Raw genomic sequence first — 14,412 nt, forward strand, 5'->3', positions numbered from 1 at the left:
ACATTTTACTAATCCCCTTTTTTTCTGTCAATTGAAATTGCGATGAGACCAATTAATTAAGTAATTCTTTAACTTCAGAAATGACAGACAAACGTTGTTATTTTTGCTATACTTTTTTTGAAAGAAGAGCAGGTGAAAGTATGAAAATTCAAATGAATAAATTTGGCGTCAAAAAAATGCGCCAACACTATCCATTAGTGCAAGTTGATGATATTGTTTCAGATTTAAAAACAACATCCGGTTGGGTGGATTTCGTTGATCAAAATGGCAATTTTTTAGCCAAAGGTTATCTTGGAAAACAAAATAAAGGGATTGGCTGGGTACTTTCTTGGCAAGATGAATTAATTGATCAGGCTTTTTATGCCCGTTCTTTTGCCAAGGCCAAAGGGATGCGGCAGGCTTTGTTTAACGATGCTGCTACAAATACCTTTCGCCTTTTTAATGGTGAAGGAGATGGTATTGGGGGCATTACCATTGAATGGTATGATCATTATGCCATTTTTTCTTGGTATAATCACACTTTGTATGAAGAAAAAGAGAAAATAATCGCTGCCTTTAAAGAAATTTATCCCGAAGTTTTAGGAGCCTATGAAAAAATCCGCTTTATTAGTGAACTACCTGAATCCACTCATTTATATGGTCAAATAGCCCCCGAGCCTTTAATTGTTAAAGAAAATTTTGTTAATTTTGCCACATATCTAAATGAAGGCTTAATGACAGGAATCTTTTTAGATCAGCGTTCTGTGCGGGGGCTACTAGTTGATGGTTTAGCAGCCGGCAAAACATTATTGAATATGTTTAGCTACACGGGTGCCTTTTCAGTTGCAGCCGCAATGGGCGGTGCCAGCAGTACTACAAGTGTTGATTTAGCCAAGCGCAGTTTACCTAAAACTCGTGAACAATTTGAAGTGAATGGCTTAGATGTAAGTGCACAAAAAATACATGTGATGGATGTCTTCAATTATTTTTCTTATGCTTTAAAAAAAGATTTGAAATACGATGTGATTGTTTTAGATCCACCGAGCTTTGCTCGTAATAAAAAGCAGGTGTTTAAAGTAAAAAATAATTATGGTCAGCTAATCGCTGAAAGTCTTCCTATTTTAAGTGATGATGGAATTATTATTGCATCGGCAAACACAGCAAATGTTACATTGGAAAAATTTCAGCAAATGATCGAAAAAGAGTTTATAACAGCGAAGGTCGACTATCGACTATTGGCTACCAAACGTTTGCCTGTTGATTTTCAAGTAAACCCAGCATTTCCTGAAGGCAATTATTTAAAAGTTTTAATCTATCAGGTGACCCAATAAGATAGATTTTGCGCAGATTGATAGTCAATATAAAGGTAAAAGGGGCGAAAAAATAATGCAAGTTACAATAAAAAATGTCATCTTTGGCAAAGGAACACCTAAGATTTGTGTGCCGCTAACTGGGGAAGATTCTCAGGGACTATTAAGACAGGCACAAGTTGCGGCAACTTCTGTTTGTGATGTGGTAGAATGGCGCGTGGATTATTTTACAGATTATCAAAAGCAAAATGAAGTGTTAGAAGTGTTGTCCCATCTGCGAACGGTGCTAAAAGAAAAAATTTTATTATTTACTTTTCGGACAGCAAAAGAAGGTGGCGTAGCAGATTTATCTTTACGTGAGTATCACAATCTTTATGTGGCGGTAGCAGAAAGTGGTTTAGTAGATATTGTCGATGTGGAATTGGAAAGAGCGGAGTTTTTAGGCCGCGGCTTTTTGAATCAATTAAAAAAACAAAAAACTGCCTTACTTTTGAGTAGTCACAACTTTGATAAAACTCCGGCAGATGGTGAACTGGTAATGAAACTTGGTGTCATGCGCCAATTTGAAGCGGATTTTGGGAAAATTGCTGTGATGCCTCATTCACTAAAAGATGTTTTACGTGTAATGGGGCTGTCACAAAAGATGCAAGGATTAGCAAGTGTGCCCTTAATACTGATTGCTATGGGAGATTTAGGCAAAGTTACGCGGGTAGCGGGTGAGTTGATGGGGTCTGTGATGACATTTGCGGCTTTAGAAGAAAGTTCTGCTCCGGGTCAAATTGATATTACCAAAATGCCGGAAATATTAGCGGCTTTGTCATTAGAGGAGTGATATTTCGTGGCAAAGAAGAAAATTGTTAAAACAAATGCAATTCGGCTAGTGGAACAAAAAAAGATTTCTTATCAAGAATATACTTATGACTGGCAGGAAAATCATCTGGGTGCTGATGAAGTCGCTGCTAAATTGGGCCAAAATCCAGCACAAGTTTTTAAAACACTTGTGGCAGTTGGGAATAAAACAGGGGTTATTGTCGCTGTCATTCCCGGTGATCATGAATTGGATTTGAAAAAATTAGCGAAAGCTAGCGGTAACAAGAAAGTGGAAATGTTACATTTAAAAGATTTAGAACAAACAACTGGCTATATTCGCGGTGGCTGCTCACCCATTGGCATGAAAAAATTATTTCCTACTTTTATTGACGAATCTGCTAGAAAATTTGCTACAATCATGATTTCTGCTGGTAAACGTGGCTTGCAAATGGAAATTGCGCCCAAAGATTTGGGCGCTATAGTTCGAGCTAATTTTGAATCATTAACGGAATAACAAAACACGATGATCGCTGTTTGCATTTTTGCCAGAGATCATCGTGTTTTTTTTATTAGAGTAAAGACAATTATGATTTTTACAAGCAATAAAATAGACCAAGGTTATTGCATTAAAGAGCTGAAAAAGTCTGTTCAGACTTTCTTTCAGTTTTGCCAACTCGCAATTTCCGCAGCTGCTTTGCCGGCCACATGTCCAGTACAGAGGGCAGTGGTAACATTGTATCCTCCTGTATAACCATTGACATCTAAGACTTCTCCGGCAAAGAACAATCCTTCACGAAGCTTACTTTCCAGCGTTTTGGGGATAACTTCTTTTAAGTTAATTCCACCACCGGTCACAAATGCACGTTCAAGTCCAAAAGTACGGATAATGGGAATTTCAAAGTTTTTGGCAAGGGAGACTAAGCTTGCCAATTGTTCACTGGTGACTTTTTCTGCAGGTAAGTCACTTAAAGACAATTTTTCTAAATAGAACTGTAATAAGCGTTCAGGCAGCCACTGAGTCAAAGCATTTTTTAGACTTTTTTTGGTCTGGCTGCGAGCTGTCAAATCGTCTAACAGCATCTCTTTTGTTTGGTTAGGAAAACAATCTAAAGAGACGAGCACACTTGATTTGCCAGTACGCAATTCTTGGTTGATAGCATAGGAACAGCGAAGTGCTGCTGGTCCAGACAAGCCAAAGTGAGTAAACAGTAAATCCATGGTGTGAGCAGTCACAACTTTTTTGCCAGATAAAACACTTAATTTGACGTCTTGTAAAGAGAGGCCTTGCAATGTTTTTGCCAGAATAAATTCTGCTTCTGAAATTAACGGCGCTTCCGTTGGAAAAAGCGGCGTCACTGTATGTCCACAAGATTTTGCCATTTTATAGCCATCGCCAGTAGAACCTGTTGCAGGATATGTCTTTCCGCCAGTGGTAATAATAACACAGGGTGCTTCAAATTCTTCTTTATCACAACGAATACCATAAACACGCGTGTCATCATGAACAAGTTTTGTTACAGGCGTATTGGTCAAAACGGTAACATTTTGTTTTTTTAATTCATCAAATAAGGCATCTACAATTGTTTTGGAACGATCTGTTACTGGAAAGACTCGTCCATGATCTTCTTCTTTTAAGGGGACATTGCGACTATTAAAAAAATCCATGATATTTTCATTATTCCATTGTGCAAAAGTACTATATAAAAATTTGCCATTGCCTGGGATATGGGTAATTAAGTCATTAACAGGACGATTGTTTGTGACATTACACCGGCCGCCACCGGTTAAGAGCATTTTCTTACCCAATCGTTTGTTTTTTTCTACTAATAAAACAGTCGCATCATTTTCTGCTGCACTGATAGCGGCCATCATACCGGCAGGACCCGCTCCAATCACGATTACATCGTATTTTTTTTCCATGATTTCACCTCTTGCTGCAGTGTAGCATAGTTTGGAATTTTGTTCTATTATCAAATAATTCTGACGATAACCACGTTTTTTGGTAAAATGAAGACGTGACAAATATTTTACTCGGAGGGAAATTATGACAAACGCAAAAGAGTATATTCAACAAGTCCAAAAAAGTCTACACGAAAAAGATCGTGATCAAACAGAATTCTTACAAGCAGTGGATGAGTTTTTCTCGACAATTGAACCTTTTTTGGCAGAACACGACGAATATCAAAAGAGCAATTTACTGCAATTGATTTCTCTGCCAGAACGTGTCATTCAATTTCGTGTTCCTTGGCAAGATGATAAGGGCGATTGGCAAGTAAACCGAGGATACCGGATTCAGTTCAATTCAGCTTTGGGTCCTTATAAAGGCGGATTGCGTTTTCATCCAAGTGTGAATTTGAGTATTTTAAAATTTTTAGCATTTGAGCAGATTTTTAAAAATAGTTTGACAGACCTACCTATTGGTGGCGGTAAAGGTGGGGCAGATTTTGATCCAAAAGGTAAATCGGACAACGAAATTATGCGTTTTTGTCAAAGTTTTATGACCGAACTTGCCAAACATGTGGGACCGGATACCGATGTTCCAGCTGGTGATATTGGTGTTGGAGGTAGAGAAATCGGCTATTTATTTGGTCAATATAAACGTTTGAAACAATATGATGCAGGTGTTTTAACCGGCAAACCTTTAGAGTTTTGGGGAAGTAAAGGTCGGACTGAAGCAACTGGATATGGTGTTGTCTATTACGTGAAGCATTTATTAGAAGATAAAAAAGACAGTTTTAAAGAAAAAACAGTCATTGTTTCCGGCAGCGGTAATGTAGCCATTTATGCGATTGAAAAATTAAACGAACTCGGTGCAAAAGCCGTAACTGCCTCTGACTCCAGTGGTTATGTCTATGACCCTGATGGGATTGATTTAGCTTTACTAAAAGATGTAAAAGAAGTTCGGCGAGAAAGATTAACTGCTTATGTTAAAGAACGTCAAAATGCGCAGTACTTTGAAGGTGATTCTGTTTGGAACAGTGAAATAAAAGCAGATGTTGCTCTACCTTGTGCCACCCAAAATGAAATCGATCTTAAACAAGCCAAATTAATGGCAACTAACGGAATAAAAGTGGTCGCAGAAGGGGCGAATATGCCGTGTACGATGGAAGCTGCGGAATACTTTATTGACCAAAATATTTTTTATTGCCCAGGGAAAGCAGCAAATGCTGGTGGGGTAGCCGTTTCTGCTTTAGAAATGGCCCAAAATTCACAACGTCAACAATGGAGTAAAGAAGAAGTGGATCAACAGTTAGATGATATTATGCTAAATATTTATCAAAATTGTCGCGATACTGCCGAGCGCTATGGCAAAAAAGATAATTTAATGATGGGGGCTAATATTGCTGGTTTTGCAAAAGTAGCAAAAGCCATGTTAGCTCAAGGACTTGTCTAAAGCTGGCAAACAGGTTGAATTCATGGTGTTTTCTTACAGTAAGTTACTTGAAAAAAAAGCATAAAAAACGTAAAGTATTACATGTATTAAATTTATCCATTTCAAGGAGGAGCTTAAATGTCACATATTAAATTTGACTATTCAAAAGTAGCACCATTTGTTAATGAACATGAATTAGGCTACATGCAAAGTCAAGTCACTGCAGCTCATGAAGCATTGCGTAATGGCACAGGTGCTGGAAGTGATTTCATCGGTTGGGTTAACTTACCAACAGAATATGACAAAGAAGAATTTGCTCGTATTAAAAAAGCAGCAGAAAAAATCAAATCTGATTCAGAAGTATTAGTTGTTATCGGAATTGGGGGTTCTTACTTAGGTGCCCGCGCTGCCATTGATTTTCTAAATCATTCATTTTATAACTATATGAATGCAAACGACAAATCAGCTCCACAAATTTTCTTTGCTGGGAATTCTATTTCTTCAACTTACTTAGCAGATTTAATTGAAGTTATTGGCGATCGTGATTTTTCTGTTAACGTTATTTCAAAATCTGGAACAACGACAGAACCTGCGATTGCGTTTCGTGTATTTAAAGAATTATTAGTTAACAAATACGGACAAGAAGAAGCGAATAAACGTATTTACGCTACGACTGATAAAGCAAAAGGTGCAGTTAAAGTTGAAGCTGACGCTGAAGGTTGGGAAACTTTTGTTATTCCTGATGACGTAGGTGGACGCTTCTCTGTTTTAACTGCTGTAGGTTTATTACCAATTGCAGCTAGTGGGGCTGATATTGATGCTTTAATGCAAGGAGCAGCAGATGCTTCTAAAGCTTATGCTTCTGACAAATTAGCAGAAAATGAAGCTTATCAATATGCCGCAATGCGTAATATTTTGTACCGTAAAGGTAAAGTAACTGAATTACTAATTAACTACGAACCAGGTATGCAATACTTTTCTGAATGGTGGAAACAATTATTCGGTGAATCTGAAGGTAAAGACCAAAAAGGAATCTATCCTTCTAGTGCGAACTTCTCCACTGACTTACATTCATTAGGTCAATACATTCAAGAAGGTCGCCGCAATATCTTTGAAACTGTTGTGAAAGTAGAAAAACCTCGTAAATCAGTTAAAATTCCAGTAACAAAAGAAGATTTAGATGGTTTAGGGTACTTACAAGGTAAAGAAGTAGACTTTGTTAATACAAAAGCTTTTGAAGGTGTTTTATTAGCGCACACTGATGGGGATGTACCAAACTTATTAGTGAAAATTCCTGAAATGGATGCTTACACTTTAGGTTACTTGATGTACTTCTTTGAAATCGCAGTGGGAATTTCTGGTTATCTAAATGGCGTTAATCCATTTGATCAACCAGGGGTAGAGGCTTACAAGAAAAATATGTTCGCTCTCCTTGGTAAACCAGGCTTTGAAGAATTATCAAAAGAATTAAACGAACGCTTATAATAGTGGCGCAAAAAAGACAACGGTTTTCAAACCGTTGTCTTTTTTTGCTATGAAGGATATTGCGATTGTCCCGATGATATTTTCTATCACTAGGACAGACGAATTGCGTAATTTCTGCCATATTTTTGTGGTAGTAAAACGTGGACGGCAGGAATCGAACCTGCCTCTCAAACTTGGATAGACTGTCGTCACAGATTATCCCAGAGCAAAGCACCAAAACTCGCCCACCAAAAGTATAAGATGATTATAATCACATTGCCTTAATTTCCCCTTAAATCTTACAAATTTATTGGCAAAGGTGACAATTGTGTTAGGAAAATTAAGACTAAAGTACGATACTTCCCCTAGTAAGACCCGGTATGATAAGAGTATCAAGAAACAGAATAAAGGGGTTGTAAATAATGTTAAAACGTTTAATTAAAGGTGCAGTCGGGGTCACGTTAATTTTAGGTGTCCTAATTGGAGGAGCTTTAATATTTTCAGATGATGCTTCCGGGGAATTTGCCCAAACAATTGATCGCATGAATCCTTTTGTTAAAGAAGGGAATATCTACGTGAAGACGACCCAGCCTAAGGATGTCAATGATTATGGTACAGCGCATTATCGTCAAGTGGCAGCAGATGAAGAGGGCAATAAACGTACGATTGAATTTTCTGGAATGTCTAAATTGAAGCAAGGTCATTACTTGAAATTAGAAAATAAAGGGGCCTTTGTAAAAAAATACGAAGAAATTTCAAAAAACGAAATTCCTAAAGCAGCTCTGGCAGTGATTGATTAAAGTAAAAAATATAAAATCCCCAGCCTTGTGATTGAAGGTTGGGGATTTAAAGATAGCAAAAGATTTTTAAATTATTCTGGCGTCCCAATAACTTTGATATAGTCATCAACATTTTTGATTTGCATATGTTTAATGACTAACTGATTACGTTGATTGCGTTTGCCAGTGACTTTTAATGTATATTTGTTATTAGGTAATCGAAAAATATAGTTGGAAAGATAGCGATCTTTAATTATTCCTTCTGTAATTTCCCCATCTTTAGCTAATTTGATTAAGGATAGACGCATCGGCTGCTCTTGTAAAAGGACAGTTTTTACTAGGAGGCCTTCGAATTCTTCCATTTTTTTCACCTCATCCAAAATGTTCTCCCGTCATTATAAAGGTTTTTTCTTAATCCTGCATGAAATTAGTTCGAGAAATTGTTAGATAAATGGTTTTCAAACTTTTCGATTATAAAAACTATAAAAAAACAGTTCCTGATATCAGGAACTGTTTTTGGTATCTGAAGTCATGTATTAGGCTTCTTCACTACCTAAAAATTGTGTCACAAAAGCTGCTAATACTCCACCGATGATCGGTGCACATAAATATACCCAGTAATGACTTAAGGCAGTGCCGCCAGCAAAAATGGCAGGGCCAAAACTACGAGCGGGATTAAGCGATCCACCAGTTAAGTTTAGCGCTACGATAATTAAGAGGGCTAAAACAAGTCCGATGGCAAAAGAGGCCAATGGACCACTACCATATTTTTTACTAGTAGACATAATAATAACAAAGATAAATAAGAAGGTAATAAGTGTTTCAACGCCAAATGCCATCCCTGCACTAATCTCACTAAAATCTGTTTGACCATAAGAACCAGCTGGAACTTTCAATGCTTTGCCAAAGACGCCTACAAAGAATGATGCCACGATTGCACCAACAAATTGACTAACGATAAAAAAGATTGAATCTTTCCAAGTTACTCGTTTGTTAATTGCCATAGCAATTGTAACCGCCGGATTAAACAAGCCATTTGATAATGCGCCGTGACCAACGGCAAGATCCATAATAGTAACCGTTAACCCAAATGCTAAACCAATTGCCAGTGGATCTGTTTTACCAACAACAACTGTAGCTGTGCCGACAAATACCAACATAAAAGTTCCCATGAATTCCCCAAAGCACTTTCTAAATAAAGTCATAATTTTCATCTCCTTTCTTTATTGTTAATTATAGTAATAAAGTCAATGCCTGTAAAAAGATAGGACCTATCTTGTCTAAGTGCGGAATATGGGAGAAACAAAATGATATTTATAATAAAAACACTATTTATATCTATTGTTATTTTACATTTTTATTTTTCTCATTTAAATTTTGAAAAAAGCATTCTTTTTTTTGTATAAATGAAGTTAATAATATTTCATTTTGTAATTGGTATTGCTCCATATTTAATGTGAAAATAAAAAAATAGAAAAAATAAATAGAGAGTATAGTCTTAAATATCCGACTATAAAACAATTTTTTAATAAATAGTTTCAGTTTAATTGGAGTTTTTCAATATTTGGTCTATATCAAAAATAGATAAAACGAAAAAATTAAAAAAATACACAAAAAGCGTTTTCAAATCTAATTTTTTCTGTTATGATATACCTGAAATTAGGAAGAGGAGGTGTTATTAATGGAAATAGAAATTGGAAAAACATACATATGCAAACCAGTAGGATTTACTAGTGAAGTCGCAGGATTTGTCGAACATACATATACGCATACCGTCTTGATTTCTGTGACAGAATGTGAACGTTGTGATCGACCAAAAGTGATTGAAGCGCAAAACCGTTTGTTGGTGCGTTATGAAAATATCCGAAATGTTGCTGTTGTAGCTTAATAAATGACAACTTTCTAGTGTAAACTAGAAAAACAGGAATTGTCATTTATAGTGGGGTACAGCTTGTAGGTTGTATTCGATCAAAAAAGGATTTAGCTGGAAATTGCCAGCCAAATCCTTTTTTGATTTCCGTGATTAACCCACCCCGATAACAAAGTTTAATAGCTTATCTGAATAAGTGACCTTCTCTTGTGCATCACGAATGGTTTGATTTAATGTAGCCATTTGATCTGTAATAATCCCATCCACTTCATAAAAAATCATCCGGCTCATTTCATCACTGCTATTGGGCGTCCACACAAAAACTTTTTTGCCATCTTCTTCTGCAGACGTAATGAAATTATGGTTAATAGTAGAATATTCCATTGTTAAAAAGTCTGCTTTTGTAATGGGAGGACCCACTACATTAAAAGGCAAGATGTAGCCTACGGTAAGTTGAGGCGCTTGCTCTTTGAGCGTTTCGACAATTGAAAAAGACAAACTTTGAATCAAATGCCCATTTTTTTCAATTTCAGCTTGATACTTTTCTAAAAAAGTAGCAGCGATTGGTGCAGTATCTTTTTCTTGCGTTTTAATTTCTATTAATAATTTTTGATGGAGCCGTTTTGCTTCAGCTAAATAAGCATCAAAGGTAGCAATCTTAGCGCTTTGGCCATTTTCATGTAAAGTGACTTTTTGAATTTCAGCGAGTGTCATTTTTTCAGGGGCGCGATTTAGTGCACCTAAGTTTTTCAAATTGAAGTCGTGAATTACGACAAACTGCTGATCTTTTGTCATCTGCACATCCATCTCAACATAATCTGGATGTTGGCTTTGACTTGTTTTTTTCAATGCTGCCAAACTATTTTGCACACCATTGCCGTCATTGACTCCCCGGTGAGAAATGGTTACCGGGATTTTAGTAATATCTTGATCCAAATAATCCATATTATAGAGACTAACCCCAACACCAAAAAGAATCGCAATTAAAAGTAATAGAGTATTTTTGATGCTTTCAAAATGGGGTGTTGGTAAATCCTCTTGATAAAACCAACTCGGAATTTCTGGTAAAAAGCCCTCGTCGTTCATAAAATCGATAATAATATAAAAAATACCGACAGTAGATAAAACCAAGTTAACGAGTAAAAAGAATTGGAGTAATGTCATAGCAAAAACAGCGCTCATTAAAGCATAATCCGGGAAAAATTCTTCTACCAATGCTTGTGCACCAATTACGATAGTAAAGCTAAGACCTGTAATCAATAAAATTGACCCACCAATAAAGAGAAAACGACCAATAATAGCAAAAAAGCGGCGTTTTGTAATGAGTAAACTCTCTTTAAAAGCTTCTTTAAAAGGGCGATCACGTAAAATCATTTCGGGTAAAGCAAAAATAAGACGAATCCCAATATAAATTAAAACGAGATAGAAGAAAACAAAACCGGAAATAATTAACAAACGATTGGTAAAAATAAAATCCATTATAAAAGCTGGAATTTTAATGCGTGCTAATAAATCTGAATTGAAGCTCAAACCTCCGATCGGTAAAATTAGTAAAAAATAGAAAAGAAAAAACAAAAAGACACTCGGACGTAATTTCTTTAGTTGAATCGTTGTCATCCGTAATAATTGCTTTAACGAAACTGCTTGCTTTTTTTCAATGAAATAGACACTCAGTAATAAAAAGGTAAATTCAAAAAAAACCAGCAACAAAATAAGTAGCAGTATGAGTACCAGTAAAAAGGTTACTGCTGGATGTTGTGTGGCGATTTCACCTAAATTATCATACGATAAATAATGAATTTGTCCCCGTTTTAAAATAAATTTGGTAGAACTGCTTAAAAGAGGAATTACAATAAATAAAATAAAACCATGCATTAATAAAACATCTCGAAAGTAAACATTTGTTTTCACTAAAAAATCCCAAGTGTTTTTCAATGAATCTTTTAAATACTTCATTTTCATCACCTGTTTCTATTGTAGCGGAAAAACAAATTTCAACAAAGAAAAGCGACTAGTTGAAAGTTAAAATAGCAAAAAAAGACCCGAACACAAAATTGCGCAAGCTTTTAAGATTTGATGTCATCATAAAAAGCTTTTCAATGTGTTCGGGTAACTGTTGCAACTATTTTTAACCCAGTAGACCAGTTAGAAATGAGCCGCCATAAATTAATGCCATGCTATAAAGAAAGATGGAAAGTGGTTTAGCCAATAGGATAATCCAAACATATTTTTTAACTGAAATATTGGTTAGTCCAGCCATCAAGCAAAGTGCGTCATCTGGTGCTACCGGTAAGAAGATAGCTAACGCAAATAATTTTTCAAAACGGCTTTGGTTGTCTAACCAACCAATATATTTATTATAAGTTTTATCACTAATCATACTTAAAATAAAAGGTTTGCCATAACGACGTCCCAAAAGAAAAATAATAATAGAACCAATACAAATACCGACATAGTTGTAAATGAAACCAGCAAAAGGACCAAATATCAATACGCCAGCAGCGCTAGAAATGCCGCCAGGAATAATGGGAATGACCACTTGTAAAATTTGCAAAAGAATAAAGATAATCGGACCCAAAATAATGGAGTTACCGACTAAACCTCGTAAGGCGTTAATATCTTTAAAAACACCTAAATTAAAAAAATATATCGTTAAAGCGATAGACACTAAAATGCCAATAATAGAAATCGTATTAATAATTTTGCGAGAAAGAGCGATACTCATGGTCTCATCTCCTTTGTTTGGTATACTTGTATTATACAAGGAATTTTTTTATTTGCCCTATTTTTTGTCTGACAATAAACAAACAAAAATGTAAGGCAATTCTTTTATCAACTGTAGTATAAGCGCTTTTATAACGGAATGCCATCAGACTAGAGGCTGATTTAAAAAAATTAAGATATTTTTAGCCTATTTATTTTATTTCTAGTTTACAGAAAAAAATTTTAGGTGTACACTCAATTTATCAAAAGTTTCGGCTAACCTAAAAATTAATTAAGTTATATAGAAAAGAGTGAGAAAATGAGTCATCACAAAGAAAAATTGATTGAATACGCCAACGGTCCTAGTCTAGAGGAGATTAACAATACAGTAGATGTTCCCAAAAATGCTAGTTTTTTCCGGACTCTGTTAGCCTATAGTGGTCCAGGAGCTTTAGTTGCGGTGGGTTACATGGATCCAGGAAACTGGATTACTTCCATTGCAGGGGGAGCAGAATATAAGTATGCATTATTAAGCGTGATTTTATTATCGAGTTTAATTGCGATGCTGTTACAAGGAATGGCTGCTAAACTAGGAATTGTCACGGGACGAGATTTAGCACAAGCGACGCGCGAGCATACATCTAAAAAAACTGGTTTTGTGTTGTGGGTCATTACAGAACTTGCCATTATGGCGACAGATATTGCTGAAGTCATTGGTGGGGCTGTTGCTTTACAATTATTATTTGGATTACCTTTACTGGTTGGTGTCTTGATTACAACATTCGACGTTTTATTATTGCTATTATTAACCAAGTTAGGTTTTCGGAAAATTGAAGCAATTGTGGCAGTCCTAATAGCAGTAATTTTTATGGTTTTTGCTTATGAAGTTGCTTTAGCACAACCTCATTTAGGCGAAGTACTGCGGGGCTTTATCCCTGATCCTCAGATCGCCACAGATAAATCGATGCTTTTATTGGCGCTGGGGATTGTAGGGGCAACAGTTATGCCCCATAATTTATATTTGCATTCCTCTATTTCCCAAGCTCGAAAGTTCGACCGCAATGACGATGAAGAAAAAGCACGTGCGATTAAATTTACTATTTGGGATTCCAATATTCAGCTTACTGTAGCGTTTGTAGTTAACTGCTTATTATTAGTATTAGGTGGCGCATTATTCTATGGTACAAATAGTGATTTAGGAAAATTTGTTGATTTATACGATGCACTAAAAGATCCTAATATTGTCGGGGATATTGCCAGTCCACTTTTAAGTACATTATTTGCGGTCGCTTTATTAGCATCTGGTCAAAATTCCACAATTACAGGTACTCTGTCTGGTCAAATTGTAATGGAAGGATTTATTAATTTGAGAATGCCTTTGTGGATGCGTCGGGTTGTAACACGGTTGCTTGCGATTGTTCCAGTTATTATTTGCGTCATTTTATACGGTGGGCGTGAATCAGCCGTAGAAGATTTGCTGTTGTATACACAAGTATTCTTAAGTATCGCACTACCTATTTCTATTATCCCATTGACACTTTATACAAGTGACAAAAAAATTATGGGGCGTTTTGCCAATCCAACTTGGATGAAAGTTTTAGCTTGGATTATTGCAATTGTATTGACGTTATTAAACTTATTCTTAATTTACAGTACTTTAACTGGAGCAAATGGATAGAAGGGTGAAAAAAATGAACAATTTTAAATGTATTCTCGTGGCAGTGGATGATTCCGCTGATTCAAAAAAAGCTTTCGATTACGCTTTGAGTTATGCTGTAGAGCACCAAGCCAAATTAACAATCACAACTATTTTTGAAATTAATCGATTAAACGTCTATGAATATTTAACTCCTGAAACCATTGCTACCCATAAGAAGGAAACGATTGCTATTGCTGAAGAATATCGTAAAAAAGCTCTGGCAAATGGCCTGAAAGAAACCACAATTGTGGTAGATGAAGGAGCGCCAGCACAAACTATTTTGGATAACGTTTTACCAGCTGTTAAACCTGATTTATTAATTTGTGGTTCAAAAAGTAAGGCCAATCACACGCCACTTGTTTTAGGCAGTCAGGCTGCTTTAATGGCAAAAGAGGCTAGATGTTCGGTGTTGATTATTCGATAAA

General features: G+C 36.0%; 14 protein-coding genes. 9 read left to right on the top strand and 5 right to left on the bottom strand.

What is annotated here, in order from left to right; genetic code table 11:
- Positions 1-140: 140 nt before the first annotated feature.
- The 3 genes from RK01_RS02035 to ybaK are packed head-to-tail and all read left to right on the top strand — an operon-like array spanning position 141 to position 2,613.
- Positions 141-1,310 carry a class I SAM-dependent rRNA methyltransferase gene (locus RK01_RS02035; protein ID WP_016171641.1) on the top strand — a complete coding sequence of 390 codons (1,170 nt, stop codon included), beginning with the start codon at positions 141-143 and terminating at the stop codon, positions 1,308-1,310.
- Positions 1,311-1,365: 55 nt separating this feature from the next.
- Positions 1,366-2,121 (top strand): type I 3-dehydroquinate dehydratase, encoded by a 756-nt coding sequence (gene aroD, locus RK01_RS02040; RefSeq protein ID WP_016171642.1) that lies wholly within the window; start codon positions 1,366-1,368, stop codon positions 2,119-2,121.
- A gap of 6 nt (positions 2,122-2,127) precedes the next feature.
- Complete coding sequence (ybaK, locus tag RK01_RS02045; protein WP_016171643.1) at positions 2,128-2,613, top strand: Cys-tRNA(Pro) deacylase; 486 nt, start codon at positions 2,128-2,130, stop codon at positions 2,611-2,613.
- Positions 2,614-2,759: 146 nt separating this feature from the next.
- On the opposite strand, the gene RK01_RS02050 is transcribed toward ybaK, so the two are convergent.
- Positions 2,760-4,019 (bottom strand): BaiN/RdsA family NAD(P)/FAD-dependent oxidoreductase, encoded by a 1,260-nt coding sequence (locus RK01_RS02050; RefSeq protein ID WP_016171644.1) that lies wholly within the window; start codon positions 4,017-4,019, stop codon positions 2,760-2,762.
- A gap of 124 nt (positions 4,020-4,143) precedes the next feature.
- Between RK01_RS02050 and gdhA the strand changes: the two genes are divergently transcribed.
- The 3 genes from gdhA to RK01_RS02065 all read left to right on the top strand — a co-directional run bounded on the left by gdhA (position 4,144) and on the right by RK01_RS02065 (position 7,736).
- Entirely contained in the window at positions 4,144-5,493 is a 1,350-nt protein-coding gene (gene gdhA, locus RK01_RS02055) for an NADP-specific glutamate dehydrogenase (protein WP_016171645.1), read from the top strand.
- Positions 5,494-5,610: 117 nt separating this feature from the next.
- Positions 5,611-6,957, top strand: a complete 1,347-nt coding sequence (locus tag RK01_RS02060) for a glucose-6-phosphate isomerase (protein WP_016171646.1) — start codon at positions 5,611-5,613, stop codon at positions 6,955-6,957.
- Positions 6,958-7,358: 401 nt separating this feature from the next.
- Complete coding sequence (locus RK01_RS02065; protein ID WP_016171647.1) at positions 7,359-7,736, top strand: YxeA family protein; 378 nt, start codon at positions 7,359-7,361, stop codon at positions 7,734-7,736.
- 71 nt (positions 7,737-7,807) lie between these two features.
- Here the strand turns inward: RK01_RS02065 and RK01_RS02070 are convergent, their stop codons facing one another.
- Both RK01_RS02070 and RK01_RS02075 read right to left on the bottom strand, forming a co-directional pair.
- Positions 7,808-8,077 (bottom strand): hypothetical protein, encoded by a 270-nt coding sequence (locus RK01_RS02070; RefSeq protein WP_016171648.1) that lies wholly within the window; start codon positions 8,075-8,077, stop codon positions 7,808-7,810.
- Positions 8,078-8,251: 174 nt separating this feature from the next.
- Positions 8,252-8,920, bottom strand: coding sequence for an MIP/aquaporin family protein (locus RK01_RS02075; protein ID WP_016171649.1), 669 nt, complete (start codon positions 8,918-8,920; stop codon positions 8,252-8,254).
- A gap of 476 nt (positions 8,921-9,396) precedes the next feature.
- On the opposite strand from RK01_RS02075, the gene RK01_RS02080 reads away from it, so the two are divergent.
- Positions 9,397-9,603, top strand: a complete 207-nt coding sequence (locus tag RK01_RS02080) for a hypothetical protein (RefSeq protein ID WP_016171650.1) — start codon at positions 9,397-9,399, stop codon at positions 9,601-9,603.
- Positions 9,604-9,738: 135 nt separating this feature from the next.
- Here RK01_RS02080 and RK01_RS02085 read toward each other — a convergent pair whose 3' ends face one another.
- The gene (locus RK01_RS02085; RefSeq protein ID WP_016171651.1) at positions 9,739-11,541 is read right to left on the bottom strand and encodes a glycerophosphoryl diester phosphodiesterase membrane domain-containing protein; all 1,803 of its coding nucleotides are present in this window, start codon (positions 11,539-11,541) and stop codon (positions 9,739-9,741) included.
- A 172-nt stretch (positions 11,542-11,713) separates the two neighbouring features.
- Positions 11,714-12,310 (bottom strand): TVP38/TMEM64 family protein, encoded by a 597-nt coding sequence (locus tag RK01_RS02090; protein WP_016171652.1) that lies wholly within the window; start codon positions 12,308-12,310, stop codon positions 11,714-11,716.
- 297 nt (positions 12,311-12,607) lie between these two features.
- On the opposite strand from RK01_RS02090, the gene RK01_RS02095 reads away from it, so the two are divergent.
- Together RK01_RS02095 and RK01_RS02100 are read left to right on the top strand one after the other, a co-directional pair.
- Positions 12,608-13,966, top strand: coding sequence for an Nramp family divalent metal transporter (locus RK01_RS02095; protein WP_016171653.1), 1,359 nt, complete (start codon positions 12,608-12,610; stop codon positions 13,964-13,966).
- Between the two features lie 13 nt (positions 13,967-13,979).
- Complete coding sequence (locus tag RK01_RS02100) at positions 13,980-14,411, top strand: universal stress protein (protein WP_016171654.1); 432 nt, start codon at positions 13,980-13,982, stop codon at positions 14,409-14,411.
- The last annotated feature ends 1 nt before the right edge of the window (position 14,412 follow it).

Source organism: Enterococcus dispar ATCC 51266 (assembly GCF_000406945.1).
Classification (GTDB): Bacteria; Bacillota; Bacilli; order Lactobacillales; family Enterococcaceae; genus Enterococcus_C; species Enterococcus_C dispar.

What these genes read in the sequence shown, in the direction of transcription:
- RK01_RS02035 (WP_016171641.1), top strand. Translation starts at nt 141, where the DNA reads ATGAAAATTCAAATGAATAAATTTGGCGTCAAAAAAATGCGCCAACAC.
- aroD (WP_016171642.1), top strand. Translation starts at nt 1,366, where the DNA reads ATGCAAGTTACAATAAAAAATGTCATCTTTGGCAAAGGAACACCTAAG.
- RK01_RS02050 (WP_016171644.1), bottom strand. Translation starts at nt 4,019, where the DNA reads ATGGAAAAAAAATACGATGTAATCGTGATTGGAGCGGGTCCTGCCGGT.
- gdhA (WP_016171645.1), top strand. Translation starts at nt 4,144, where the DNA reads ATGACAAACGCAAAAGAGTATATTCAACAAGTCCAAAAAAGTCTACAC.
- RK01_RS02060 (WP_016171646.1), top strand. Translation starts at nt 5,611, where the DNA reads ATGTCACATATTAAATTTGACTATTCAAAAGTAGCACCATTTGTTAAT.
- RK01_RS02065 (WP_016171647.1), top strand. Translation starts at nt 7,359, where the DNA reads ATGTTAAAACGTTTAATTAAAGGTGCAGTCGGGGTCACGTTAATTTTA.
- RK01_RS02070 (WP_016171648.1), bottom strand. Translation starts at nt 8,077, where the DNA reads ATGGAAGAATTCGAAGGCCTCCTAGTAAAAACTGTCCTTTTACAAGAG.
- RK01_RS02075 (WP_016171649.1), bottom strand. Translation starts at nt 8,920, where the DNA reads ATGACTTTATTTAGAAAGTGCTTTGGGGAATTCATGGGAACTTTTATG.
- RK01_RS02080 (WP_016171650.1), top strand. Translation starts at nt 9,397, where the DNA reads ATGGAAATAGAAATTGGAAAAACATACATATGCAAACCAGTAGGATTT.
- RK01_RS02085 (WP_016171651.1), bottom strand. Translation starts at nt 11,541, where the DNA reads ATGAAGTATTTAAAAGATTCATTGAAAAACACTTGGGATTTTTTAGTG.
- RK01_RS02090 (WP_016171652.1), bottom strand. Translation starts at nt 12,310, where the DNA reads ATGAGTATCGCTCTTTCTCGCAAAATTATTAATACGATTTCTATTATT.
- RK01_RS02095 (WP_016171653.1), top strand. Translation starts at nt 12,608, where the DNA reads ATGAGTCATCACAAAGAAAAATTGATTGAATACGCCAACGGTCCTAGT.
- RK01_RS02100 (WP_016171654.1), top strand. Translation starts at nt 13,980, where the DNA reads ATGAACAATTTTAAATGTATTCTCGTGGCAGTGGATGATTCCGCTGAT.